The organism is Paenibacillus sp. FSL H8-0315 (genome assembly GCF_038005365.1).
Lineage (GTDB): Bacteria > Bacillota > Bacilli > Paenibacillales > Paenibacillaceae > Paenibacillus_AQ > Paenibacillus_AQ odorifer.
Genome location: NZ_JBBOTA010000001.1, coordinates 542,982 through 569,511, shown reverse-complemented (window position 1 = coordinate 569,511; position 26,530 = coordinate 542,982). Strand labels below are relative to the sequence as shown.

19 protein-coding genes are annotated in these 26,530 nt (G+C 43.5%); 18 read left to right on the top strand and 1 reads right to left on the bottom strand.

Features of this window, described 5'->3' with window-relative positions; all coding sequences use genetic code 11:
* Positions 1-107 precede the first annotated feature (107 nt).
* The 10 genes from MHB56_RS02295 (at position 108) to MHB56_RS02250 (ending at position 16,098) form a co-directional block, all read left to right on the top strand.
* Positions 108-2,339, top strand: coding sequence for an AraC family transcriptional regulator (locus MHB56_RS02295; RefSeq protein ID WP_341143222.1), 2,232 nt, complete (start codon positions 108-110; stop codon positions 2,337-2,339).
* Between the two features lie 195 nt (positions 2,340-2,534).
* Positions 2,535-3,509, top strand: a complete 975-nt coding sequence (locus MHB56_RS02290; protein ID WP_076129849.1) for an ABC transporter permease — start codon at positions 2,535-2,537, stop codon at positions 3,507-3,509.
* 30 nt (positions 3,510-3,539) lie between these two features.
* Positions 3,540-4,403: a carbohydrate ABC transporter permease gene (locus tag MHB56_RS02285; RefSeq protein ID WP_076129850.1), complete on the top strand. Its 864-nt coding sequence runs from the start codon at positions 3,540-3,542 to the stop codon at positions 4,401-4,403.
* 87 nt (positions 4,404-4,490) lie between these two features.
* Positions 4,491-6,077, top strand: coding sequence for an extracellular solute-binding protein (locus MHB56_RS02280; RefSeq protein WP_341143221.1), 1,587 nt, complete (start codon positions 4,491-4,493; stop codon positions 6,075-6,077).
* A 104-nt stretch (positions 6,078-6,181) separates the two neighbouring features.
* A complete protein-coding gene (locus tag MHB56_RS02275) occupies positions 6,182-7,618 on the top strand; it encodes a glycosyl hydrolase family 28 protein (protein WP_341143220.1) in 1,437 nt (478 codons plus the stop codon).
* Positions 7,619-7,649: 31 nt separating this feature from the next.
* Positions 7,650-13,169 (top strand): discoidin domain-containing protein, encoded by a 5,520-nt coding sequence (locus tag MHB56_RS02270; RefSeq protein ID WP_341143219.1) that lies wholly within the window; start codon positions 7,650-7,652, stop codon positions 13,167-13,169.
* A gap of 213 nt (positions 13,170-13,382) precedes the next feature.
* Positions 13,383-13,805, top strand: coding sequence for an SRPBCC family protein (locus tag MHB56_RS02265; RefSeq protein WP_076129854.1), 423 nt, complete (start codon positions 13,383-13,385; stop codon positions 13,803-13,805).
* Between the two features lies 1 nt (position 13,806).
* Complete coding sequence (locus tag MHB56_RS02260) at positions 13,807-14,139, top strand: ArsR/SmtB family transcription factor (RefSeq protein ID WP_038571799.1); 333 nt, start codon at positions 13,807-13,809, stop codon at positions 14,137-14,139.
* Positions 14,140-14,248: 109 nt separating this feature from the next.
* A complete protein-coding gene (locus MHB56_RS02255; protein ID WP_076129855.1) occupies positions 14,249-15,280 on the top strand; it encodes an ATP-binding cassette domain-containing protein in 1,032 nt (343 codons plus the stop codon).
* Between the two features lie 2 nt (positions 15,281-15,282).
* On the top strand, positions 15,283-16,098 hold the full coding sequence (locus tag MHB56_RS02250) for an ABC transporter permease (RefSeq protein WP_076129863.1): 816 nt from the start codon (positions 15,283-15,285) through the stop codon (positions 16,096-16,098).
* 139 nt (positions 16,099-16,237) lie between these two features.
* On the opposite strand, the gene MHB56_RS02245 is transcribed toward MHB56_RS02250, so the two are convergent.
* Positions 16,238-16,891: a TetR/AcrR family transcriptional regulator gene (locus tag MHB56_RS02245; protein ID WP_076220107.1), complete on the bottom strand. Its 654-nt coding sequence runs from the start codon at positions 16,889-16,891 to the stop codon at positions 16,238-16,240.
* 199 nt (positions 16,892-17,090) lie between these two features.
* Here MHB56_RS02245 and MHB56_RS02240 point away from each other — a divergent pair, with 199 nt between their 5' ends.
* From MHB56_RS02240 to MHB56_RS02205, 8 genes are all read left to right on the top strand, one after another.
* Entirely contained in the window at positions 17,091-17,876 is a 786-nt protein-coding gene (locus MHB56_RS02240; RefSeq protein WP_076301579.1) for an SDR family NAD(P)-dependent oxidoreductase, read from the top strand.
* Positions 17,877-19,738: 1,862 nt separating this feature from the next.
* Entirely contained in the window at positions 19,739-20,065 is a 327-nt protein-coding gene (locus tag MHB56_RS02235) for a PadR family transcriptional regulator (protein WP_036688249.1), read from the top strand.
* A gap of 6 nt (positions 20,066-20,071) precedes the next feature.
* A complete protein-coding gene (locus MHB56_RS02230) occupies positions 20,072-21,034 on the top strand; it encodes a permease prefix domain 1-containing protein (protein WP_076303332.1) in 963 nt (320 codons plus the stop codon).
* 251 nt (positions 21,035-21,285) lie between these two features.
* Complete coding sequence (locus MHB56_RS02225) at positions 21,286-22,044, top strand: YveK family protein (protein WP_076303331.1); 759 nt, start codon at positions 21,286-21,288, stop codon at positions 22,042-22,044.
* Positions 21,992-22,699, top strand: coding sequence for a CpsD/CapB family tyrosine-protein kinase (locus tag MHB56_RS02220; protein ID WP_076277771.1), 708 nt, complete (start codon positions 21,992-21,994; stop codon positions 22,697-22,699). Before MHB56_RS02225 ends, MHB56_RS02220 begins: the two co-directional genes overlap by 53 nt.
* Positions 22,700-22,704: 5 nt before the next feature.
* Positions 22,705-23,940, top strand: coding sequence for an oligosaccharide flippase family protein (locus MHB56_RS02215; RefSeq protein WP_076303330.1), 1,236 nt, complete (start codon positions 22,705-22,707; stop codon positions 23,938-23,940).
* Between the two features lie 84 nt (positions 23,941-24,024).
* The gene (locus MHB56_RS02210) at positions 24,025-25,251 is read left to right on the top strand and encodes an O-antigen ligase family protein (protein WP_076182414.1); all 1,227 of its coding nucleotides are present in this window, start codon (positions 24,025-24,027) and stop codon (positions 25,249-25,251) included.
* Complete coding sequence (locus MHB56_RS02205; RefSeq protein ID WP_081391973.1) at positions 25,199-26,509, top strand: glycosyltransferase family 4 protein; 1,311 nt, start codon at positions 25,199-25,201, stop codon at positions 26,507-26,509. Before MHB56_RS02210 ends, MHB56_RS02205 begins: the two co-directional genes overlap by 53 nt.
* The last annotated feature ends 21 nt before the right edge of the window (positions 26,510-26,530 follow it).

Below are 26,530 nucleotides of genomic sequence, written 5' to 3'. Positions count from 1 at the left end.
AAGATTTTATAATGGCTAAAGTTGGTGCATTTTAGTATCTTTAATTATAAATGCTTTCAATTTAGAAAGTTACAGAGATAGGGTTATGAACTAAAGGGGGGCTTGTGATGAAGATCGGCGGCAGAGTAAGAAATGGAGGCACATGGTTTACCCATCTGATTTTTTCATTCACATTATTAGCCGTTGTTTTAATCGGACTTGTGGGCAGTTATCTGTATGTTCAGGCTAATCGCTTAATGGTGGATGAGATTGCCAGAGACAGTAAGCAACGACTGATGACTTCAAGTGATTTTGTGGAGAATACGCTGCTGCAAAAATACGAAAACAGTATCCGCAACCGAGCAGTGTCTACCTTGTCGTTAGAAAATCAGTCTATGCTGAATTATTTACTGGACAGTGAATGGGAAGGCAATACGAGCAGAATATTAGCTTTTCGCAAGGATCTCGAAATTTTCAAGCTTACTAATGAAGGCGTTTACAAAATATCCACATACTTCGAGAAAGGAAATTATATCATCGATAACAGCCAATTTTATTCGAAGCTGGACAATTCTCCAGATGCTTCCTTCTTGAAAACTTCAGTGACACCAGCCTTAAACCGCTGGACATATAGAACGTTATCGGATGAAGAAGAGGTGTTGACTTACGCAATCGCCCTTCCCTATGGTGCTTTATCAAAAACATCAACAGGCACCATGTACATTGACGTTAGCTTAGAATACATCAATAAAATGATTTCCAGCACGATGAGCTCGCCGATGGAAAAGCTATATGCTTTTGATGAAAAGGGCAGCCCTATTATCCATACGGGCTCGAACGTCGAAGAGGGGCTTAAGACTGCTAAGCAATGGATGAAGTCAGCGGGGAATAATAAGGAAATTCATTATAATAAACGCGACAAATATGTGTTGTCTTTTAAAAATGACCAAACCTCGAATAATCAATGGAAATACGTATTAATACGGCCTATGAATTCATTTGTATCCTCATCAAAGCAGCTGAAGAGCCAAATATTTGTCAGCTGTATCCTGGTATTGTTAATTGGGCTTCTATTCGCTTATTTGATTTCCAAACGTGTATATGTTCCGATGAAGAAGCTTGTTAACAATGTTCGCAGCTTTTATCATCCAGGCACCGTAAACTATTCGCAAAATGAATTCGCTATTATTGGTAGTACAATCTCAAAGCTAGGTCAAAAAATCGAAACCTTAGAATCTAAAGCTAAAGTGAATGAACTAAAAAATCTGGTATTAGGTGCAGGCGTTGGCTCGGATTACTACGATTATTTACCTTTGCAATGTCATTACATGACTAGCTATATTCGTATAACTAAGGGAGATTGCGAGGAATTCAGGGCTTTTTATGAACAGCATGCTGCCTATAGCTTTTATAAATTCGTCAGCTTAAATACCCAGGAAGCGGCGCTTATCTATTTCAGTGAGTTGAATAAGGATCACGAAGAGCTGGAGCTTTTATTATTGAAGGAACTGGAGCTTATAAAAAATGTGTTGCCTGAGCAACTACACTTTGGAGCAGCGCTTGGATCGAAGGTTCAGGCACCTGAAGAAATCCCCTTTTCGTATCAAAATGCCTTACATGCCTATCGATATCGGTTTATCTATGGTTCGGAAGCTATTGCGCGGTATTCAAATATCCCGCTTAACGATGTTACACCACACTTATTCTCTTTTGATCTTTATAAAAATGCCTTAAAGGCGGGCAATGACGTTACGATGAACAGGTTTATGGACGATTTCCAAAGGGTCATGGAGAAAGGTGATGTCCAATTGGAGACGGTTGAGTTAGGCCTGCTTCAGTTGGTTACGGTCCTGTATCAGACCATTATTGAGCTTGATCTGCAACAAATCGTTTCGCCTTCCAGTCTGTTCGATGAGTTCAAAAAGGAGACGTTGGCCGAAACCCTTGATTCCATTCGTGATTTATCGGCACAAATTACAGCTTATATTCAAGAGTCAGGAAACCACGCACATACAGAGATCATTCATAAATTAAAAATCTTTATCGATGATAATATTCAAGAGGATTTATCGCTAAATAAATTATCTGAGGTTGCTTCGTTGGCGCCATCGTATATTTCTACCTTGTTCGGAACCGTTATGAATGAATCGTTCACTGAATATGTAACCCGAGTGCGGTTGGAGAAGGCGGCTGATTTATTAAGAGAAAAAAAGCAGCTGTCCGTGGCTGAGATTTCTGCTCAGGTGGGTTATCGTAACCCGCAATATTTTCACAACAAATTCAAAACACGTTACGGAGTTACACCGGTCCAGTATAGGAACGCAGGCAATGCAAACCATTCGAACCATTCAAGTGCATAATTCTTCAATCCATGTGGAAAAGGCAATCGTCTCGCGATTGTCTTTTCTTTTGTTCGAAAAATTATAGCCCCAATACGAAGATAATTTACTGATTTTAATGAATTTACAATAGAAAAAGCGCTTACAATGCCCTAACGTAAGGGGTGTTCAGACACAGTCTTAACGCAAAATCGTATTCGGAAGGAGAAAACAACTATGAACCCGGCAAGCACTGCTGGCATTCAAAAACAGGGAGAGAATCTTAAACCGAAAGTCTCGAGGTGGACACATACTTGGCGCCAATACAAAAAAAACAAATATTTATTCTTATTACTAGCTCCCGTGATCATCTGGTATACCGTATTTGCTTATGGCCCGATGTATGGCATTCAACTGGCCTTTAAAGATTATTTTATTCGTGATGGAATTTGGGGAAGTCCTTGGGTCGGTTTAAAGCATTTCGAATACTTGTTCACAGCTTCACCCGACTTTTGGAAAATCATTAAGAACACGCTTATTATCAGTTTTTACCATATTATTTTTGGTTTTCCTGCACCGATCATATTGGCTCTGTTATTTAACGAACTTAGGTTTTCCTTCTTCAAGAAGGTTGCACAGACGATATCCTATTTACCCCATTTCTTATCCTGGATCGTTATAGGGGGGATATTGATCACTTTGTTATCTCCGAATTCCGGTGTGGTCAATTATATTATTCAGTGGCTCGGCTTTGATCCCATTTACTTTTTAGGCAGCGAGAAATATTTCCGCTTTACGCTCGTTATGTCAGGAATATGGAAGGAAATCGGCTGGGGAACAATTATATACTTAGCTGCATTAGCAAGCATCGATTCCCAAATGTACGAAGCTGCAGTTCTGGACGGAGCCAATCGCTGGAAACAAACGTTATTTATCACCATTCCTTCGATCCTGCCGGTGATTGCTATTCTGCTTATTCTTCGGGTAGGGAGTGTGCTGGATGCTGGCTTCGATCAAGTCTTAACACTTTATTCACCAGCTGTATATGGGGTGGCGGATACGTTAGATACTTATGTGTACCGGATAGGTCTGCAAAACTTTCAGTTCAGTCTAACGACGGCTGTTGGATTATTTAAAAATGTGGTGGGTCTTATCCTGGTGTTATTTGCTAACTTCATAACGAAAAAAATGGGGCAGGAAGGTCTTTATTAATGAATGAATGTAAGGAAGGAGTAACTACAATTGAAGCTATCCACTGGTGAAAAAGTATTCCAAGTCTTTCTAATCCTATTTGTAATCATTCTTTGTATTACGATGATTTATCCCTTCTTGCATGTGCTCTCTATATCGTTTAGCACCCCTGCGGAAGCACTACGGCCGGGAATTCATTTCTATCCCAAAGAAGTTTCCTTCTTTGCTTGGAAGCGTGTACTGACAACAGATACGGTCTGGCAAACGATGGGGAATACGGTTTTCCGCACAGTTGTAGGAACAGTTCTGACACTCGTGTTTCTGTCACTGGGAGCATATCCGCTATCTCGTAAATATTTGCCGCACCGGGGATTTTATACAATGTTCATTGTCGTAACGATGTTTTTTGGCGGCGGGCTTATCCCTACCTATCTGCTAATCAAAAGTCTGGGACTTATAAATTCGTTATGGGTTTATATTGTCCCCGGCCTGCTCAGCACGTTTAATCTTCTGCTCCTGCGAAATTTCTTTATGGGTATACCGGAGGAACTGGAGGATTCAGCTAAAATAGATGGGGCTAATGATATGCGGATCTTATTTACGATTGTTATTCCGCTGTCGAAGCCTGTTCTAGCAACATTAGCCCTATGGACTGCAGTAGGGCACTGGAACGCTTGGTTTGATGCAATGTTGTATATGCAGGATCAATCAAAGATTGTACTGCAGCTTTTCTTAAGACGGCTTGTTATTTCAGCCGAAGGAGATCCGATGTTACCACTTCCTACCAATGAGCAGGCTCCTGAAATGGTCAAAGCGGCGATTATTATGTTTACAGCACTGCCTATATTAATGATCTATCCATTCCTGCAACGTTTCTTCGTCAAAGGAATTATGGTTGGATCACTTAAGGGTTAGAAGGCTCAGAACGGTTTAAACAGTCCGCTATATCCGCGGGCTGTCTAAATATATAGATGAACAAAAAAAGGGAGGAAATAAAAGAATATGAGGCATACATCCAAGAAATGGTTGGGAATTGCTGCGATAGCCCTATCGGCTTCACTTGTCATGAGTGGTTGCGGCGGGAATGCGGCGAATAATAGCACTAACGAAGCGAAGGCGACGAATCAAGGTCAAGGGGGGGCATCAGCAGCTGAAGCTCCGATTGAAATTATTTGGGCGAACAACTTTAATACGCCAGAAGAAGACGGTAACTATGTGCAAACAGAGCTCGAGAAGAAATTTAATGTAAAAATCAAAAATATTAAATTGGAACGTGGAACTTGGAAAGAACAATTTTCGGTGCTTCTAGCTTCTGGAGATATTCCTGATATCTTCCCGGTCGATGCAAACGAAACGGATATGGTGCAATGGGCAGATCAAGGGATTATTGCGACGATTGATAAGGCTGAAATTGAATCCCTGATGCCGAAATATGCAGCAGCATTGGATTCGGTTGATTCCGGGGCATGGGGCGTAGGCTTATACAACGAAAAAAACTGGGGGATCCCGAAAATTTGGCCAGGTGGTCTTGATGGATTTATTCCGGGCTATAATGAAGCCTGGCTGAAAAATATTGGCTACTCAGAACCACCCAAGACATTGGAAGAGCTTGAGGATGTACTCACCAAATTTGTTAATGAAGATCCGGACAAAAATGGGAAGAAGGATACTTACGGCTTAATCGGCCGCGGCAAGCTTCCAGAGCAATTGTTCACAAGTGTATTCTCAGCATTTGCTGTTTCCCCTTATCAGTTCAAGAAGGATGCTTCCGGGAACGTAGTTTATGGAGGCATTACAGAAGAGACGCGATCAGCATTGGCGTTATTGAGCAAATGGTACAAAGCAGGTCTGATTGATCCTGAATTCATAACTAGTGATAATAACGAAATCAATATTAAATTTGCTGATCAAAAAGTGGGTATGGTGGATAACGGGAAGTGGGGCAATTTTTATAAAGAATCTGGGTTTGTCGCAAAACCTGGTCTAGAGAAAGGTCAAATATTCGTGCCTGGCAAGCCGTTTACAGCTCCAGATGGCGTTGCTTATTCTTTCGCGTATGGTGCAAGACAGGCACCGGTATTGTTCGGTGTTCAACTCGAAAAGGATGAGAAGAAACGTCATAAGATTATGGAAATTCTCGAATATGTGTCTACGGATTCCGAAGGTTTTCTGCTGACAGGTTTCGGTCAATTGGGTGTGAGCTATGATATGGAAGGGGACCTTGCCATTCCAAAAGCGGATGAAGAGGTTAGTGCTCCGAAGATGGGAGCAGGTAATTTCTATAATCCACTTAGCTCCACAGACACTTCAATGGAAAAACATACGGTAAAACAAGAATTGCTAGATTTGAGAGACAAGATCACTCCAGGTGTTACACCATTGCTAGATGTACTGGGACCAGCCGTATTAACAAGCAAACCCAAGTATTGGGGCAATCTGAAGACGTTGCAAGATACGTTTGTTATCAAAGCAATTACAGGAGAAGCGAACACGGGTAAAGATTTTGATAATTTCAAGGATAGCTGGCTAAAGGCCGGAGGTCAGGAAGTAACGGATGAGGTAAATAAAGTGCTGGCAGATCGTAAATAGCAGCGTTCGCTGATTAGTACTGGATGATAGGCTGGAGCAAAAGCTTGCTCCAGCCTATTTATTAAACCCTTAAGTGAGTTGATTCTAAGATAACGGAGGTAGAAATGAGCGAATTAATTATTTATGAGCAGCCGAATGAAGCCCTGGGGAAAGACGATTTTACAGTGAGTGTACGAGAGCCTGGTGGGGTATGGCAAGCACTGTTTGTTTTTGAAGCAAAGGTGGATATGCATCAGGTTCGATCGACATCGATGGTTTATTTTGATATGGAAGGCACGGTGGAGGTCTCTGTTCATTGTAATAACCGGCAGATTGAACAAGCGGTTATTCGCCCTTTGGCAACCCATATTCCCTTTCAAATCGAAGAGAATACCCTTTTGTTCACATTGGAGCACCCGTGTAAGCTTTCCATTGAAATCAATGGAGAACGTTTTAGTAACTTGCATCTTTTTGCCAACCCCTTGGAGACAGCCCCACCTAAACTTGACGATGATAATGTAGTGCTTGTCCAACCAGGAATACATCAATTTGCGGCTATCGCAGAACAAGCTCAGCATTTGTCAGAAAGGGCTAATGGGGAGCGTCAGACGATATATTTTATGCCCGGGCTTCATCAATTCGAGAATCCAATGCTGCATATCCCTTCTGGGACCACAGTTTATATTGCCGGAGGCGCGCTCCTTTGCGGATCCATAATGATTGACCATGCTGAGAATGTTGTTGTTCGCGGCAGAGGTGTTCTGTATTTAGCGGATATGGAGAAAACCACTTATTTAAGAGGCGTTCAAATCCAGCATTCTGAACAGATTGAGATCGAAGGGATCATCACGCTTGATCCTCCGCATTACAGTATATATATCGGAGCGTCTAAACATATCCGCATTCATAACTTCAAAGCTTTCAGTACACGCGGCTGGTGTGATGGAATTGATATGATGGCTAGCTCAAATGTGGATATTAAAGATGTGTTCTTGAGAACTTCTGATGATTGCATTGCCATTTACGGCAGCCGTGGAGAGTATTATGGAGACTCACGCCATATCACGGTTAAAGATTCCATACTCTGGGCGGACGTTGCTCATGCCATGCATGTCGGTATTCATGGTGATCACCAACATAATGGCGATTTTATAGAAAATATTTGGTTTGAAAATATCGATGTGCTTGAGCATCACGAGCCGCAGGAAAATTATTGGGGGGTTATGGCAATCTGTGCAGGGGACAACAATACCGTTCGTAAGGTTACTTTCAAAAATATCCGGGTGGAGGATTTTGAACTGGGGCAGCTGTTTGATGTCCGCGTGGTGTGGAATAAAACCTATAATCCGGTGCCAGGACGATGTATCGAAAATATAGAGTTTAGCGATATCACCTACAATGGGAAGAATATCAATCCTTCCCGTATATTCGGCTATGACGAGGAAAGAGGTGTGAAGGATATTTATTTTTATAATCTTCAGATTAATGGAGAGGTTATTGTCGACCTGAATAACAAACATTTTGTAGTGAATGAATTTGCCAGCGGTATTTATTTGCATTAAATCAGAGGATGTAAATGAATGGAGGAGAACAATGAATTCATTTAAAGAGCTACTCTTTGGAAAATCGCTTAAACGTATTTTTAGGATCACAGTTTCCTTAAGTTTGTTGGTAACGCTAGTGCCTTTATCGGCAGAAGGAGCCGCAGTAGAATCGACAGAGCTGTCGATAATTACGGATTACCAACCTACCATTAATGAGGTTATAGATGAAAGCGGATTCAAACATCCGGGTGTTGGCCTGACCAAGGATATTCTTGAGAATATTAGGACACAGGTACGGGCGCAAAAAGAACCCTGGATCACTTATTATAATCAGATGCTTCTCTCTCCGGCAGCTTCAAGGACGGTCACTTCCAACAATCAAAGTGGTGCGAATCCGTTGAAACCAGCGAGCGATGCTTTTAATAGCCAGGGCTTTAATTCAAGATTTATAGCGGATGGTTTGAAGGCTTATACACAAGCTCTATTGTATGTAATATCGGGTGATGAGGTTTACAGAGCCAATGCCATGCATATTATCCGGATTTGGTCACAGATGGACCCTGAGAAATACGTGTATTTTAATGATGCACATATTCATACAGGAATTCCACTTAATCGAATGGTTACTGCGGCGGAAATCTTAAGGTACACAAGTGCTCAAACTGAAGAGCTGAAATGGACGGAAAAAGATGTCGCTGATTTTACGAATAATCTTATTAATCCGGTTATTGAAACGTTCCAACACACAAATGATCGTTTTATGAACCAGCATCTTTATCCGCTGCTTGGAGCTATGTCAGGTTATATTTTTACAGGAAATAAAGAGAGGTACAATGAGGGAGTTGAATGGTTTACCGTCAATAAAACCGCTGTCGATCAGGGGCAAAATGGCGCGATAAAAGCTTTATTCAGATGGGTTGATACAAATATTGTAACAGGGGAAAAAGTTAATCCACCCGTAGTTCAGCATGTTGAAATGGGCAGAGATCAGGCGCATGGCGCTGGGGATATAACGAATGTAGAGATTTTATCACGTTTATTATTGGCTCAGGAAACAAAGGTAAATCCGGTAGAGGGGACTGTTTCTAGTGCGCCAAATGCGGTGGGGCCGTATGAATTTCTAGATCAACGGATTTTAAAAGCTGCCGACTACTTTGCGCAGTATATGATTGGCCATGATACACCATGGATTCCAGTGGCGGCACATACAGATGTAAATGGAAATCCAACGATTATCTATAAACACTTGGCTGGCGGTTACAGGGGGAGAATTGGCGGTAATGTCTATGATCTTTATTATTATTATAAATATACAGCTGGAATAAATATGGAGGTTGAAGCTCCTTATTTTAGCGAGATGTTTGCTAAGCGATTGCCTTTCTATTGGGAGTCTCCGGATGGAGGCGGGGATTATTGGCTGTACATTCCTAAAGAAGCAGAGGACGAGGGTACGCTCAATTTGCCGAAGGTGATAACGAATCCAGATTTGAGAGAACTAGAAGACCGGTACACGAAGCTTGATGGTCACTCCACCACAAAACAAGAAGGAGACACTACTTACGTTGAAATTACCGCAACAGATGAGGGCAGTAAAATTGCCTTTGTGGGTGCAAGCAGTGGCGAACGAATCATTGCTTTTAAGATTCGGACTAATGGCATAGCAACCATGGAGGTGTTTGGCGATACCGTTACGCTGCCTGATACAAAGGGGCAATGGAGGTATATTCAGTATGAGTTCAATGAGTTCCAAGGCTTCAGCGATCTTGTCTATTTTAATGTAAAAGGAAATGGAACAACAGTCGATATTGACCATATTAATTTAAAAGCTGGGGCACAGCTTACCCCTCCAGTATTTACATCAGGAAAGGCACCAGTATCTTTATTTACCTATGAGGGATCTACAGCTGCAATTCAATTTGATTTCTCTGCGACAGACGCAGGTGCAACGGATGTTGTTACCTATCAAGCGGATCAGTTACCTGAGGGTGCAGTGTTCAATGAGACTTCAGGTGTTTTCTCTTGGTCTGGAGCACATGCGGGAACCTACTCCTTTGTAGTGAGTGCCGCAGATGGAACTTCGGTTACAGCCAAGGATGTTAGTGTTGTAGTAGCGAATGATCGGCAATCTGCCGTCAACGCCGTCATTTCTCCTTATCATGTTGATGTGCCTTACATTTCGGCAACGTTAGCTCACTATAAGCAAGTGCACGCTGAGGTAATGGATGTAATTACTACTGCCACTGACGAGGTCTTCTATCAGAAGTTATTTGACCTGAATCTCGCAGTGCAAAGTCTTAAAGAATTGACGCCATTAATGAAAGATGGAAGTGTTAATTTTACGAATATGTTTGTTAGCTCAACCTTTGGTAACGCTGTCCCGAACCTGCTGGACAACACAAATGATAGTTTTGTGGGGTATTATACAGCGCAGGATCGGGCGCATTACATGGATTTAGGACCGGATTTTCAAATATCAGCAGAAAGCTTTGAGCTTCAGGTAAGAGCTAGTTTTCCGGAGAGAATTGGCGGCGTTGCAATGTTCGGATCGAATGACAAAGAAAATTGGACCCGCTTAACCCCCGGCTTGACAACAGTTACTGAAGAGATGCAGAGACTTGAGGTTCAAGCAGGCCTGGAGCATGAAAAATTCCGATTTTTGAAAATGGAAATGATAAAGCCTTCGAGTACTATGCTGGAAATTGCTGAATTTAGAATCTTTGGCCAGCGGTATGAGACAGTAAATCAATTAGAGTCCGTGTCCATTCACTCGGATCAAAGCTTAAGAAATCGAATTATACCAGGGGATACGATTCAATTATCCTTTAAGTCTACAGAAATGATCCATAATGCCACGGCCCATATACAGGGTCAGCCTGTTGCAGTCAGTTCTGTGGACAATATCAACTGGACAGCTAAGCTTGTGGTGAATGAAAATGTTCCATCAGGTACTGTGAAATTTAAGATCAATTATAAAACGGCAGCTGGAGCGGATGCAGTAGAGACTATTTTTACAACAGATGGTTCTACTTTATTCATTGCAGATCAGACGGGACTTATCGCTAATGTGCTTGAGATAGCAAACCTAATCGATTCCAGTGGAAGAAATCCGGCTGATCTTTTGGCAACAGCAAAAGTTTTATTTGATAATCATTTAGGTTCCATCACTGATTTTCGTTTAAATGGCAGTGGTTATGGTGCATATCTAACCTTTGACTTTAAAGAAGGCGGTCAGGCATTGCTGTCTAGGGTAGAAGTAATCGGAAGGCAAGACAATTATACGGGCAGAATTAATGGAACAGTGGTGCAAGGCTCCAACGACAATGTGACGTGGATTACGATCTCTAATGTAGCAGGAAATACGCCGGAATGGCAGACGTTGACGATTAACAGCACAGAACCCTATCGTTATATCCGCATCACCAATGGAAACAACTGGTATGGAAACATGGCTGAACTACGTTTGTATGGTGATGTTACAATCAATTCAAAGCTTGATGCGGTGTCCATTAGCTCCGACCAAAGTATCCAGAAACGAATTGTGACTGGGGACACGGTGAAATTGTCTTTTAAAGCAAGCGATGCAATTAACCAAGTGAATGTCATTATTCAGGATCAAGTCGCAACCGTTGCTACTGTCGATAAGATCAATTGGACGGCTGAAGCGGTCATGGGCAATAAGGCACAACCTGGACTTGTGAACTTTAGTATTAAATACAAGTCAAAGGAGGGAATCGAGGGGCCGGAAAAAACATCAACTACAGATGGTTCCTCTCTGTACATTCCCGATGAGACTGAGTTGATTAGTAATGTGCTTGCGATTACTAATTTTAGTGATTCCAGTGGGAGAACACCCACCGATCTCAGGAATGTTGTGGGATCATTATTCGATGGAAATGCAGGCACAATTACGGATTTTCGGGTAAATGGCAGTGGATATGGAGGATTTATAACGTTTGATTTTAAAGAAGGGAATAGGGTCCAGCTGTCCAAGGCAGAGGTGCTTTCCAGGCAAGATAATTATTTTACACGAATTAATGGGACTGTGGTTCAGGGTTCGAATGATCATACAAGCTGGACGACAATCTCCTCTCCTGCAGGAAAAACGATGGATTGGCAGACCTTAAGTATTAGTAACGCAGAAGCCTATCGTTATATCCGGATCTATAATAGTAGTAATTGGTTTGGTAACATGGCGGAATTACGCTTTTATGGCGTAGTGAAAGGGGCGGACCCAACAGCTCCGGTGACAACGGATGATGCGCCACAAGGTTGGACCAACAAGGATACGTTGGTAACCTTCACAGCTACAGATGCGGGCTCTGGTGTTGCGGCAACCTATTTCACAGTAAACGATGGCGAGCAGCAAACCGGGAATTCAGTTATTTTGTCCAATGAAGGAACACATAAGTTAGTTTATTGGAGCGTTGATAGAGAGGGTAATGTGGAACAGCCGCAGAAGACTGCTGTGGTGAAGATTGATCGGACCGCACCACAGGTAGTAATTAAAGGAGAGAGTTCCTATACCATAGAGCAGACATTAAACATCACCTGTAGTGCAGCTGATACTGTATCAGGCATTACTTATTCGCCATGTGATTCAACGCTCGCAGATGTTAAAGCGTATACGCTGGAAGCGGGAACTCATAGTGTAACTGCGAAAGCCGAGGATGCGGCGGGCAATGTCGGGCTGGCAGAGCATTCGTATAGTGTATATGCGACATTTGACAGCTTGTCGGCATTATCCGAAAATTTTGCAGCTGAGACGGGTGCTCCAGATTTAGAAAACGTAACCAATTCACTTAAGCAGCAGCTGGCGATCGCCAAAGAAAAAGCTCAGCAGCATGCTGGCGCAGAAGTTCACAGCTTGCTGGAAGCTTTTAATAGTGAAGTGAATCTCCAGAGCAATCAGGTGTTCACTTCTGAGCAGGCAGAGGTTCTAGTCCGTTGGTCACAATGGCTCCAGAGTACAACTCCGCTTGCTGGTGGAGCCCCTGGAAAGCCAGTGTTATCTGACAATAATGGGCACGACACCGGGCTTCGAGATGGCAGCTATGCCGTCACGATGAATCTTTGGTGGGGGAACAACGGTACCGAGTTTAAGCTCTATGAAAACGATGTACTGATCAGTACCCAGATGCTGACGGACAGCTCACCGAATGCACAAGCCATGAGTACGGATATTGTGGGCAAATCAAATGGAACCTACACGTACACGTGCGAGCTAGTCAACAGCTTCGGTTCGACAACCTGCGATCCGCTAATCCTTACTGTTACAGATGCAGCGCCGGGCAAGCCTATAGTATCCCACGACAACTGGAGTGGGGATGGAACTTACGACGTTGTGATGAATATGTGGTGGGGAACCAATGGTACTGAGTACCGTTTGTATGAGAATGGAGAAGTAGTCGACACACAGACACTAAGCACGGCTACCCCTGCGGCTCAGATGACAGTTACGAAACTTAAAGATAAGACACCAGGTGTATATGAATACTACGCGGTATTAGTCAATGCATCAGGCGAGACATCTAGCGAGAAAATCACAGTAACTGTCAAGCCAAGAAACTGACCATAGAGCTGATGTAATAGAAGGCCCCTTCTTCGGGATGAACGAGGGAGGGTTTTTTTTATAGCAGTTAAAGGATACTATTGAGGGATTGAGACGTTGAATAACGAACGGAGAATTAGGGAAATCTGTAAATTGACATAACACCTATAGGTGTTATAATGAAAAGCGAACCCAAAAGGTGTTATATTAAATGAATGCTGGAGGCTATTTATTATGCAAACTCAAGAACCCTTACAAGAAATTCGTCAAACGATTTTACTAAATGCGCCAATAGAAAAGGTTTGGAAAGCTGTTGCCACGGCAGAAGGAATGGCAGCCTGGTGGATGCCTAGTACATTTGAGCCTGTTGTTGGGCATGAATTCATCCTGCATGCTGGACAATTCGGAGATTCTCCTTGTAAAGTAACTGAAGTTGATCCTCCGAATCGTGTTGGTTTTAATTGGGGGAAGGATTGGCATCTTGCTTTTGAACTGAAAGAAATCGAAGGGAAAACGGAATTTACCTTGATTCATTCTGGATGGGACCCTGAAAAAGTTACTGAATTTGGACAACCACATCCAATCGTACGCGGCTTTATGAATAGCGGCTGGGAAAAAATCGTCCAAGAAAAACTTCCTGCTTATATCGAGGCTTAATATGCCGGTTGCTGAAGCAGGACATGATGTATTTCAAGCGATAGCAGATCCTACCCGACGCAGTCTGCTAAAGCTGCTCGCTAATAAGGAAATGTCTATAGCATCTATTACGGATTGCTACCCGATCAGCCGAACCGCTGTTAATAAGCATTTACAGGTATTGTCCGATGCGCAGCTTGTTAGCAGTCAGAAAGTCGGACGGGAGACCCGGTATAAGCTTCAGCCAGAACCTTTGCTGGAGCTGCAAGATTGGCTTGCCTTTTTTGAAGGTTACTGGGCTAATAAATTGTTTGCGCTTAAAGAATATGTTGAGGCTGACTCAGATGAGAAGTGATAAACCGGGTGGCGTGAGATCGCGCTCCCCGGTTTTTTGTGTTGTTTAAATTCAGTTTATAAAAGGGAGTTACCATCACAATACAAACTAAAACGTTGGAGGAATTGTAATGGTAAATGAACGCAAAAAAATAATTGAGCCCAACCCTGGAGATTGGGCCGTCGAAGCGCGTGGGCTCGTCAAAACGTTTGGTGACAATCGCGCAGTTGATGGAGTAAATCTGAACGTTAAGGCAGGCACGATTTACGGCGTTCTCGGTCCCAATGGGGCAGGAAAGACGACGGTAATTCGGATGCTGGCTACGTTACTTCGTCCGGATGCGGGGTCGGCGCGAATCTTCGGGCATGATGTGGTAAAGGAGTCGCAGATTGTCCGGCAATTGATAGGGGTTACGGGACAATATGCTTCTGTGGATGAGTCACTTAGTGCTACAGAGAATCTGATTATCTTTTCACGTCTTTTAGGGTTAGGGCGGGCAGAGGCGCGGCAAAAGGCAGCGGAGTTGTTAGAAGAGTTTGGTCTGACGGAGGCGGCGAAACGGCCGCTTCGAAATTTCTCTGGCGGTATGCGCCGACGTCTGGATCTTGCAGCGAGTCTGATTGCCCAGCCCCCGCTTATCTTTTTGGATGAACCAACAACAGGTCTGGACCCACGGACACGTTCGCAAATGTGGGATACCATTCGTCGGTTGGTGAACACAGGATCAACAGTGCTGTTAACTACACAGTATCTTGAGGAAGCCGATCAGCTGGCAGATCGCATTGCAGTTATTGATCATGGCCATGTCGTTGCAGAAGGCACCGTGGATGAGCTAAAAGCTTCAGTGGGCACCACCTCGCTGCACTTAAAAGTCCAAAATCTTAAAGATATCGCTCAAGCGCGCCGGATTGTGGAACATGTGCTGCATATCCAGTCTATTGTGCCGAATGAGGCTGGAAAAATTACTGCACCGATGGCGAATGCTGATTTAGTCACTGATTTGCTTATTGCACTCCGCGAAGCGGGGATTCCACTCGCAGAGATGAGTGTGCAGAAACCGACGCTTGATGAAGTGTTTTTGACGATCACTGGCCATGGAGTTACGGATGAGGCGTCCCAAGCGTCACAAGAATCAATGAATAAGGAGGCAGCAAGAGCATGAGTATGAGAACTTCTACTATTAGTCCAGGTGCGACCCGACAATTGAAAAACCATACGAGCTTCAAGCAATCTGTTCGTAACTCGTTAACGATGGCTTATCGCGGGATATTGAAAATCCGTCGCACACCCGAGCAATTGTTCGACGTAACGCTGCAGCCAATTATTTTCACATTAATGTTTACTTATATTTTTGGTGGAGCCATATCAGGAGATGTAGTGAGCTATTTGCCCGTTATTATTCCTGGTATTCTAGTGCAGACTGTAATTACGACCTCCATCGTCACTGGTGTCCAACTGCGGGAAGACATGGATAAAGGGGTGTTTGACCGCTTTAAGTCATTGCCGATTGCCCGTATAGCCCCATTAGCCGGAGCTTTGTTGGCAGATACGATTCGATATACGATCGCTACTGTGCTTACTTTTGTCATGGGCTATATTATGGGTTACCGACCTGATGGCGGTCTGGAGCATGTCGCAATTGCTGCGCTTTTGGTTATTGTCTGCTCCTGGTCGATTAGCTGGATTTTCGCTTTCTTTGGTGTGATTGCGCGAACCGCTTCCAGCGTACAAGGGATATCAATGATTGTGTTGTTCCCACTCACGTTTCTATCCAACGCCTTCGTGCCTGTAGATACGATGCCTAACTGGCTGCAATGGTTTGTCAAAGTCAATCCAATCTCGCATCTTGTGTCAGCTGTCCGTGAGCTTGCTAACTCTGGAACCGTAGGTTGGGATTTCGCTATTTCACTTATCGGAGCCGCTGTGATTGTTGCGGTTTTTGCACCTATCACTGTGCGTGCATATATGCGCCGGACATAATTAGAGAGATGAAGAAGCGGCAGAAATGCCGTTTTTTTTTGTGTTTTTTTAGCATGTTAAAAAAGCCGTGATCTAAGGATATCCCAAGATTACGGCTTGAATTTATTGAGTAGGGACTTGCAAAGAGGCCTTTTTAGAATTAATTATCTTTTTTAAAGAAGGTATGAATTAAATTGGAGACCGATCTATCATACAATATTTTAGCCGTTTCCTCGTTTTGAATATGTCCCCCTAAATGCAGATGAATGACGCCATGCAATGACGCCCACACCAGATTCACAACAAGCAGAGGGTCTTTTTCGTTAATAAATCCTTGTTCGATGGCTTCTGTAATAAGGGCTATCACTTGTTGTAGTGCCGTAAAGATAGCATGTAAGCTTTCCTCCTCCGGTTTGAATTCGCTAAAGGCTCCTCCGAACATAACCATATAATAGCTAGTATGATTCCGTGAGAAATCCCAATAAGCTTGTCCAAGCTCGCGAAGATATAAATTTAGATTGTCTTGTTTTGGAACCGCTTGAAAGGCAGCAGCCAACAATTTACACCCTTGCAGAAAAAGCTCCTTCGCTAAACCTTCCTTGTTTCCAAACAAGTTATAAATGATTTTTGTGGGACATTCCATTTTTTCAGCAACCTTACGGATGGTTACACCTTCGGGTCCGGATTCATGCATAATGGCCGCAGCGGCTTCGATAATGTTCAGTCTTAATATTTCCGCATGCCGTTGCTTTGCTTTTGGGTAGGTTGTAACGGATTCAGCATCTATAGAAGATATTTTGGACGATTTTTGCATGTAGTTTCACTTCCTTAGAACTTTACTTTAGCTTTTTTTAGATAGCCGTTATTTCTAACCCTTATTTTACTGATGTAGAAGAGAAATAGCCAATAATTAAATGTGTAGAACTTTATTTGACAACACAACCTCACTTGGATACAATGATTCTTATTGAAACACTGTTTCTAAATGGTCGTTAAAGGGAGAGAGGATAGCAATGATTACAATTCAAAATAAATGGACGTTGATTACCGGAGCTTCTTCGGGTATAGGTGAAGCGTTTGCTCGAGAACTTGCAGCCAAAGGAAGTCACTTAATTTTAGTCGCCCGTTCTGAAGATAAACTGATTGCTTTAGCGGAAAAATTAAAACGAGAATTTCAAATTCAAGCGGAGGTTCTAGTTGCTGATTTATCTCAAGAAGGTTCCCCTGACAGGCTCTATCAACAATGTGTAGAACGTGGCTTGAACGTTGATATTCTTATTAATAATGCAGGTTTTGCTACGCATGGGCTTTTTGAACAACTATCTGGTTCGAGACAACATGAAGAAGTGATGCTAAATGTTTTGGCGGTTGTAGATCTGACCCATTTGTTTTTGCCAGAGATGTTAAATAGAAAAAGTGGAGTGATCATAAACGTTGCATCAACAGCTGCATTTCAACCTCTCCCTAATATGGCTGTATATGGAGCGACAAAAGCTTTTGTATTATCATTTACTCAAGCGCTATGGGAGGAAAATCGGAAACGGGGCGTACAATTTCTTGCGTTATGTCCGGGGTCTACGGAAACAGAATTTTTTAATGTCGTGGGAGCCGATGAGGCTTCGGTAGGGAAACGAGACACGCCAGAAAATGTCGTTCAAGTGGCTCTTCGGTCGCTTCAGGCTAAAAAAGTATTTGTTGTCCCAGGATTTACAAACTATATTTCTGCTCAAATGTCACGTTTTTTCACACGTAAACAAATGCTTTATTTTGTTGGACGCATGCTCCGTACACGACATTAATAGGTCAACGTATTCAAGTTGGTGTATTCCTTAGCAATGATTAACTATTTTATTGATTATAAAAAAACAACAAAACAGCGGTTCTCCCCAATATGGGAGAACCGCTGTTTTGTGTTTTGACTTGCTGACTTTGACTCAGTTTCGCTTGGATTTACATCAACAAAATCAACATCAACATCAACATCAACATCAACATCAACAATATACATCTAATCATATCGCCGACTCATAATCATCCACTGTGGTACGGACCCAGATGATGTTATTAGCATGTTTTTCGCAGTTCTAGCGTAGTTTCGGACTCCAGTGCAGCTATTCCCTAGAAAGTACCCTAAATATGATGTTTTGTGCGCCAATAGGTGCATTGGAGTCCGATAGGATCAGCAAAATGGGGAATTTCTGCGAATAAGGTCAACTGAGTCCGATAGTAGCTCGTCCAGGGTAATTAACTAACTAATGTATTAAGGTTCAATAAAAAGGAAATCAAACCAGCGTTGGTTTGTTGCTTCAATAGATAATGGGGCAAGCAAGGCTAACGGACCCCAATGGCGTTATTAGTATGTTTTTCGCAGTTCTAGCGTAGTTTCGGACTCCAGTGCAGCTATTCCCTAGAAGTAGGTTCGAATATGGTGATTTGTGCGCCAATAGGTGCATTGGAGTCCGATAGGATCAGCAAAATGGGGAATTTCTGCGAATAAGGTCAACTGAGTCCGATAGTAGCTCGTCCGGCAAAGTAAGGGGAAGTAAACACCTATGTTCTTGCAGTCAACCTTATTGTATTAAGGTTCAATAAAAAGGAAAACAAACCAGCGTTGGTTTGTTGCTTCAATAGATAATGGGGCAAGGAAGGCTAACGGACCCCAATGACGTTATTAGTATGTTTTTCGCAGTTCTAGCGTAGTTTCGGACTCCAGTGCAGCTATTCCCTAGAAAGGGCCATAAATATGATGTTTTGTGCGCCAATAGGTGCATTGGGGTCCGATAGAACCTGAAAAGTAGTAAAATGCCTCGAATAACGCCAACTGAGTCCGATAGTAGCTCGTCCGGCAAAGTAAGGGGAAGTAAACACCTATGTTCTTGCAGTCAACCTTATTGTATTAAGGTTCAATAAAAAGGAAAACAAACCAGCGTTGGTTTGTTGCTTCAATAGATAATGGGGCAAGTAAGGCTAACGGACCCCAATGGCGTTATTAGTATGTTTTTCGCAGTTCTAGCGTAGTTTCGGACTCCAGTGCAGCTATTCCCTAGAAAGGGCCCTAAATATGATGTTTTGTGCGCCAATAGGTGCATTGGGGTCCGATAGAACCTGAAAAGTAGTAAAATGCCTCGAATAACGCCAACTGAGTCCGATAGTACCTCATCCGCCAAACTAAGAGTAGGTAAACGTCACCGTATATGCAAACAGCCTACTAGTAAACACTATCGTCCTGCAAACAACCAATTGATGAACACTATCGACTTCGCAAACAGCCTACTAGTAAACACGATCGTCCTGCAAACAACCAATTGGTGAACACTATCGTCTATGCAAACAGCCTACTAGTAAACATAATCGTCCTGCAAACAACCAATTGGTGAACACCATCGACTTCGCAAACAGCCTACTAGTAAACACCCCCGCCCTCGCAAACAGCCTACTAGTAAACACCATCGTCCCCGCAAACACTACTGGCCTGCACCTTCGTATACCTAACCTCATATTGGAAGCTATGTCATGCGCAGTCAGCAATTGTGATTTAATCAAGGAAGGTTCGGTCCTCAAATTATGTTGGCCTATTTTTCCATTAACTACTTCATCTGTCGTAGTAATTGTGTTATACTGCAACTACTACGACAGATGGAGTAATCATGGGGGGATATTTTTGATCAGCAGTGATGTTATACGCGGCTACAATGATACGATGATCCTATACATGCTGCTGGACGGGGAATCTTACGGGTACGAGATTTCCAAAAATATCAGGCAGTTAACGCAGGAGAAATATGTCATGAAGGAGACAACGTTATATTCTGCCTTCACCCGACTGGAGAAAAACGGATATATAGAATCCTTTTATCTGGATGAGAGTCTTGGCAAGCGGCGTACGTATTACCGGATTACCTCTTTGGGTCTCGCCTATTACCGAGAAAAATGTGAGGAATGGAAGGTTACACAGCAAGTTGTAAACCAATTTATCAAGGAGTGGTGATAGAGCATGGAGACGATCATAGTATATCTGGATAATATGTTTGCGGGTCTGCCAAAGACTCCGGAACTAGAACATCTGAAGCAAGAGCTGCTATCAGGGATGGAGGAGAAGTACCTGGAGCTGAAGCTTGCTGGCAAGTCGGAGAATGAGGCGATTGGTATCGTCATATCGGAATTCGGCAATATTGAAGAGCTGACAGCGGAGCTTGGCATCAATCCGGTTGCGCCAGAACAGGCTATTCCGGTGCTGACGGAAGAAGAGGTTTACGCTTATGCGGCGGCCAGACGAAGCGCTGGATTATGGACGGGGATCGGCGTTTTTCTCTGCGCATGCGGAGTGGCGTTTTTGATCACCCTGGATACAATATTTGAAAATAAGGCTGTTATGAGTGATAAAGGTTCGATGCTGGGGCTGGTCGGAATGTTCGTGCTGGTCGCTATCGCGGTCGGGATGTTTATACACAGCGGAATGAAGCTGGATCGCTTTAAGAGTCTGGAGCAAGGCTTTCAGCTGCCTTATGCTCTAAAAATGGCGCTTCAACGCAGCCAAAGTCTTTATGCTCCGACTTACCGTCTTTCTCTGATTACAGGAGTCTGCCTATGCGTGCTGTCGCCGGCTTTTATCTTTACCACTAGCTATGTCAACGATGACTATGCTCCCTATGGAGTCGCTGCTTTTCTGTTTATTGCAGCTGTGGCGGTGTTTTTGTTCATCTATTACGGGAATATCCAGGGTACTTATACGAAGTTGCTGGAGGAGCCGAATATCACTGCAGAGAAGCAGGAAGAGAACCGATTTGTTGGAGTTGTTGGGGCTGTATTATGGCCTTTGGCGACGGCGATTTTTCTGTTCACGGGTTTTGTCTATGGGCGCTGGGACGTCAATTGGGCAGTATTCCCAATTGCTGGAGTTCTATCCGGCATGTTAAGCAATGTTCATCATGTTCTGAAACGTAAAGATATCTCCTGATGGTGTTGACTGCACTTGTACATTCCTGAACTAGATAGTTTATATGTAAGGTATTCTACCAGTTGATTTTGCTGGAAGAATGCCTTTTTTTGTTGGATTTTAACAGGTGAGCTATATGAGCCCTTTAATATTTTGACATTTAAATTTTAAGTACGGACTTGGACATATGTTGAGAGAAAGAGAATATGAATATACAACAATAATCTTGTTAAAGAGGCGACAATACATTAACTAGTTAGGAGAAATGATCGATGGAATTCGAACTGGGCAGCATTTTGAAACTAGTAAAACGTAGGCTGCTGTTCATTATTGTATTATGTATCGCTGCAGTCGGGCTCGCTGGTAGTGTTAGCTATTATGTTTTACAGCCGAAATACGAGGCGACAGCTTCTATACTTATTCAAGGAGACAGGCAGCAGAAAGCAATTAATGACATTATGGCCGGACAAAAACTGGTAACCACTTACGGGGAGATCATTCGAAGCAGCAGGATAGCGGAAGAGGTTGTCAGAAAGCTGCAGCTAAAAATGACAGCGGAAGAGTTACTCAAAAATGTGAAGACAAGAACCAATAGTGAATCACTCGTAACAACGGTAATTGTGACCAATTCAAAAGCTCAACGGGCAACAGATATCGCGAATGGCTTCGGAGAAGCTTTTAATGCGAATATTCAATCGATTATGGGAGTGGAGAATGTTGTATTTCTCGACCGTGCCAAGGTTCCTTCTGATCCTGTCTCACCTAAGCCGGTCTTCAATATGGCTGTTGCCTTCGGATTGGCGCTGATTACCGGGATCGCAATCTCTATCCTCCGGGAATTGATGGAGAAACCCGTGAGAAGTGCCAAAGATATTCAGCTTGATTTGCAGCTTCCGCTTCTGGGAACCGTGGGCAAATTGAAGCCACGTAAACGGCGGAATAAAGCGAAAACCAAATCAGCAGAAGGAGCCACAAGTTATGAAGAAGAAAACGCCAAAATTATATTGCCTGGAACAACCGAAGTCATCTAACGGAGATCAATTCCGAAGCATACGCTCCAATATTCGTTATACCCGCGTTGGTGGAGAGATCCGCTCTTTATTAGTCACAAGCTCACTTCCGGATGAAGGGAAATCAACGGTAGCGATAAACCTGGCGATTGCCATGGCGGAAGCTGGTAAGACAGTTCTACTCATTGATGGGGATCTACGTACGCCAACGGTGCATAAGGCATTTGATCTGCCTAATTGGATCGGGCTTAGCAGTATCTTAGTGGATCATACCCGCTTAGAGGATTGCATTATTTCTATTGAGGAAGCAGAAGGTTTGTCTGTATTGACCTCTGGTCCGATTTCACCAAATCCCGCTGAATTACTAGGCTCTGAAGGAATGAAGCGATTGTTTGCAGAGCTGAGCGTGCGTTTTGATACGATTGTCATCGACTCATCCTCTGTATTAATGCCATTTTCGGATGCCCTTATTTTGGCAACGATGACTGAGGGGGTATTGCTAGTTGTGAAATCCGGAAAAGTACTCTTAAAGCACACGAGTTCTGCCAAGCACTTGTTAGAGCAGCAGGGAGCACATTTACTGGGAGCCGTATTGAATTATCGGAAAAAGAGCAGGCGTTCCAAGATTCGTGGTGAAGATTTTGCCGAGTGGGCCTCTTCTTCAGGAATGGTCTGACGTCTATGTCATTTGCTTCTCTTCGTTATTTGCTCGGGAATATCACTTACGCTGGTGCTCAGTTTGTGATTGTGATCCTGCTGAATAAATTCGGGTCATCGGCAATCGTGGGGAAATATTCGCTAGGGCTTGCAGTTACTGCTCCGATCTTTATGCTGTCGCATCTACATCTTCGTTCCGTATTAATCGTTGATTCATCGGGGAAATACAGTTTTGGAGACTTTCTGGGCTTACGGCTGATAACAACCGCCCTTGCGTTTACGATTACCGCAGGCTTTTGCATTATGAGTGGTTTGGATTGGAATACAGCATTGGTTATTTTCTTCATCGGTCTGTATAGAATCGTTGAATCAATCAGTGATATTTTATTGGGCATCGTTCAAAAGGAGGAGAGATTAGATCAAATCTCAATCTCCAGAATGGCAAAAGGGTTATTCTCCATTCTAATCTTCATCCTCGTATTTATCCCTACACAGAGCCTTGTTCTTGCCTTGTTAGTCATGATTATCGGATGGTTAGCGATAACGATTGGATATGATGCTCGTAAAGCAAGAATATACACTTCTCTCAGGCCACTCTTCAACAAAAGAAGCCTATGGAGTTTACTGATCGTCAGTTCACCGCTAGGCGTGGTGTTGGCGTTGATGTCGTTAAATACGAATATCCCATTATACGCGATTTCCTATTTTAAAGGGGAGCATGACTTAGGTATTTATGCTTCACTCTCATATATGATTGTTGCCTGTAATGTTGTCGTCACCGCACTTGGTGAAGCCATAACACCACGTCTTGCCAGGTGGCATTCAGCCGGGAGACACAAGGAGTTTGTCACTTTACTCAGCCGAATGATAGCGATGGGTTTGGGTTTTAGTGCGGTCGCTTGTTTGATAGGGTGGTTGTTTGGACACAAGCTGTTAACCTTATTATTCAGTTCAGACGTGGCAGGAGAGTTAGGGTTGTTTCATTGGCTGCTGGCGTCCACCATGCTGGTATTTATTTCATCCTACCTGTGGTACGCCATAACGGCTACCGGAAGGTACAAAGCCCAGATTCCATTGTTTCTGTGCACAGCATTCACTAATGGCTTATGTTGTCTGATCTTCGTACCTCATTACGGGGTAGTAGGGGCTGCGATGGGAGCTAGTTCGTCGTTATTTGTACAGATGATTGGCAGTGTAGTTGTGCTGTATCGTGTCATCGGAAAGGTAAGAAATCGGGAACAGTCGGAAGCGGCGGCATAAGTTCTTTGTTTTATAGGAAAGTAGGAAAGTAGGAAAGTAGGGACTTGTATGACATCTGTATCTGTTGTAGGGAAGCCCTACACCATGCACAATTTATTTCTGTTTGCGGTCATGGGGTATATCATATGCCTTCCGGCACAGTTTGATTTTGGTGGAGCCTTCCGTATCGCCCCGTCGGATCTCTTCTTAATGTTAGGTTTGTTTGCCGCTGGATTCCATCTCAAATTGGACCGGAGGATATTCAGTTCATGGCATTGGGGCATGTTGTTCATTTTTGTTCTAGCTTCCTTTGTATCCATTTGGCGCAACGGCTTCATAACCCAATACGCCTTATTGCAAAAAGATATTGGATTCATACTCCTATTGTTGACCTATATCATGCTTGTGCAAGCCGTAGATAGCTGGGAACGGTTATATAAGATGCTCCGATTTTTCCTGATCAGTGTGCTGCTCTTAAATGGTGTTGCCCTATTCGCTTTTTTCAGCGGAGTAAAGGTTCCGTTTATGGTGCAAGACGGGCGGTTGTCCGGCATGTTAATTGATCCCAATGCATACGGAGGATTGCTGGTGACGGCTTTTGCCATTCATATCATGACGAGTGGGGAGAAGATAAAGCTGCTGCGGGGATGGGTCAGCATACTAGCGACGATAAGCTTAGCCGGGGGCATTATGATGACTTTCTCGCGCTCGTCTTGGATTGGTCTCTTCCTTGTATTACTTACACTTTTGATTACCAAACCTTCCAGATTGCTCAAGATCGGTATGGGGTTTGGTGTGGCTTTTATAGCTCTGCTGCTGTATAAAGGCACCGCTTATCTAAATGTGCTGGAGTCTATGTCCAGCAGACCTTCCCAGATCCAGTCGCGTCTTGACATCATTGACAAAGCGGTGGATTGGATCGCACAAAGTCCATTATTAGGCATTGGGCTTGGTTCCTATAATTACGAACTGCGCATTATTATCCACAACACGCCAATATGGTTTTTGACTGAATTCGGCTTATTGGGCTTGATTGTATATGGAGGATTTATGATTTGGTTCTTCATTGTGGGTATCCGTTCTTATCGTGCAGCAGATCCCATTCGTAGGCCAATTATTATGGCATTGCTGTTGTCCCATGCGGCGATGATTGGGTTATCGATGGGTATTGAGGCGTTATTCCAGCGGTATTGGTGGTTCATGATGGCGATGAACGGAGCTTGCATCCGGTTAACAGACAAAAACCTGAAAGGAGAGATGCCCTATCGAACCCAACACGTTGAACGGTCAACTGGGCGCAAGCTTCGACAACGAGCAGAGCAACCTCAATAAAAGCTCAAGTAAGGACATCGGGAGTATTCCAGCTGAGGGTGGCTTACAAGCAAAGGTTGCTTTTGTAGCCTCCATATATGGGCATTTCGAGAGTTTTCATTTACCTTACATGGTGTTATTGCTGCAAAAAGGGTGTGAAGTCCATGCTTACGCTCAGCCGGGCGAAGCCAGACAGCGCTTGGAACAGCGGGGAATTGTATGTCACGACGTACCTATACAACGAAGTCCTTTACAGTTGAAGAATTGGACGGCTCTGCGGATCTTAACGAAAAGCTTCCAAGCGGAAAAATTTCAGTTCGTCCATGTACATACACCAGTGGCTTCGATTCTCGGACGGATTGCAGCCCATAGAGCAGGTGTCCCTAGCGTATTGTATACAGCTCATGGTTTTCATTTTTTTAAAGGTGCTCCTTTTCTGAACTGGATGCTTTATTATCCGTTGGAGTATTTGATGGCACGTTGGACGGATGTACTGATCACCATTAATAGTGAAGATTATGAGCGTGCTCAGAAATTCCCTGTCCGAAAAAAAGTAACTTATGTGAGCGGAGTCGGGCTTGATCTTCAGGTATACGGTAGCGGTGAGGGGGATAATGAAATTGCAAAAATGATGGGGGAAAGTCGTCACCAGCTATTTGATTTACCTAAGAGTGACAATGATAATCCTTCATTCGTTGTTCTCTGCGTCGCTGAGTTAAATGCTAACAAGAACCAAAAACAGTTGATCGAAGCACTACATCATTTGGGTGATCAAGCAAGCGATATTCATCTAGCATTCGCAGGTACAGGTCCTTTCGAGCAAACCCTTATAGAACTTGCTACACGGTTAGGGGTTAGGGAACAGGTACATTTTCTGGGGTTCCGAAGAGATATACCGGATTTGCTACAAGCGTGTGATGTTGCGGCACTTGTGTCCTATCGAGAGGGGTTACCCCGGGCGATTATGGAGGCGATGGCAGCAGGCAAACCCGTGATCGGCACACATATTCGGGGCATTCGCGATTTGATTGAGCATGAGTCAACGGGCATGTTGGTTCCAGTGGATGATATTGCCGCTACGGCAAAAGCACTGGTTCAACTGCGAGCGGACGCAGCTTTGACCGCAGCAATGGGTAAGGCGAACAAGGACAGGATTATTCGCTATGGATTGCCAGCGGTGCTTCGTGAAATGGACTCGATTTATATAGAAGCGCTGAAAGAACCAGGGATAAAGCCTTTTCCGTCTGAATTACAACCGGGTCTGACAGCAGATAGATAATTCATTCTCACATATACGACA

Bases quoted from the DNA above. Each gene is read 5' to 3' on its own strand.
- MHB56_RS02295 (WP_341143222.1), top strand. From the start codon at position 108: ATGAAGATCGGCGGCAGAGTAAGAAATGGAGGCACATGGTTTACCCAT.
- MHB56_RS02290 (WP_076129849.1), top strand. From the start codon at position 2,535: ATGAACCCGGCAAGCACTGCTGGCATTCAAAAACAGGGAGAGAATCTT.
- MHB56_RS02280 (WP_341143221.1), top strand. From the start codon at position 4,491: ATGAGGCATACATCCAAGAAATGGTTGGGAATTGCTGCGATAGCCCTA.
- MHB56_RS02275 (WP_341143220.1), top strand. From the start codon at position 6,182: ATGAGCGAATTAATTATTTATGAGCAGCCGAATGAAGCCCTGGGGAAA.
- MHB56_RS02270 (WP_341143219.1), top strand. From the start codon at position 7,650: ATGAATTCATTTAAAGAGCTACTCTTTGGAAAATCGCTTAAACGTATT.
- MHB56_RS02265 (WP_076129854.1), top strand. From the start codon at position 13,383: ATGCAAACTCAAGAACCCTTACAAGAAATTCGTCAAACGATTTTACTA.
- MHB56_RS02260 (WP_038571799.1), top strand. From the start codon at position 13,807: ATGCCGGTTGCTGAAGCAGGACATGATGTATTTCAAGCGATAGCAGAT.
- MHB56_RS02255 (WP_076129855.1), top strand. From the start codon at position 14,249: ATGGTAAATGAACGCAAAAAAATAATTGAGCCCAACCCTGGAGATTGG.
- MHB56_RS02250 (WP_076129863.1), top strand. From the start codon at position 15,283: ATGAGAACTTCTACTATTAGTCCAGGTGCGACCCGACAATTGAAAAAC.
- MHB56_RS02245 (WP_076220107.1), bottom strand. From the start codon at position 16,891: ATGCAAAAATCGTCCAAAATATCTTCTATAGATGCTGAATCCGTTACA.
- MHB56_RS02240 (WP_076301579.1), top strand. From the start codon at position 17,091: ATGATTACAATTCAAAATAAATGGACGTTGATTACCGGAGCTTCTTCG.
- MHB56_RS02230 (WP_076303332.1), top strand. From the start codon at position 20,072: ATGGAGACGATCATAGTATATCTGGATAATATGTTTGCGGGTCTGCCA.
- MHB56_RS02225 (WP_076303331.1), top strand. From the start codon at position 21,286: ATGGAATTCGAACTGGGCAGCATTTTGAAACTAGTAAAACGTAGGCTG.
- MHB56_RS02220 (WP_076277771.1), top strand. From the start codon at position 21,992: ATGAAGAAGAAAACGCCAAAATTATATTGCCTGGAACAACCGAAGTCA.
- MHB56_RS02215 (WP_076303330.1), top strand. From the start codon at position 22,705: ATGTCATTTGCTTCTCTTCGTTATTTGCTCGGGAATATCACTTACGCT.
- MHB56_RS02210 (WP_076182414.1), top strand. From the start codon at position 24,025: ATGCACAATTTATTTCTGTTTGCGGTCATGGGGTATATCATATGCCTT.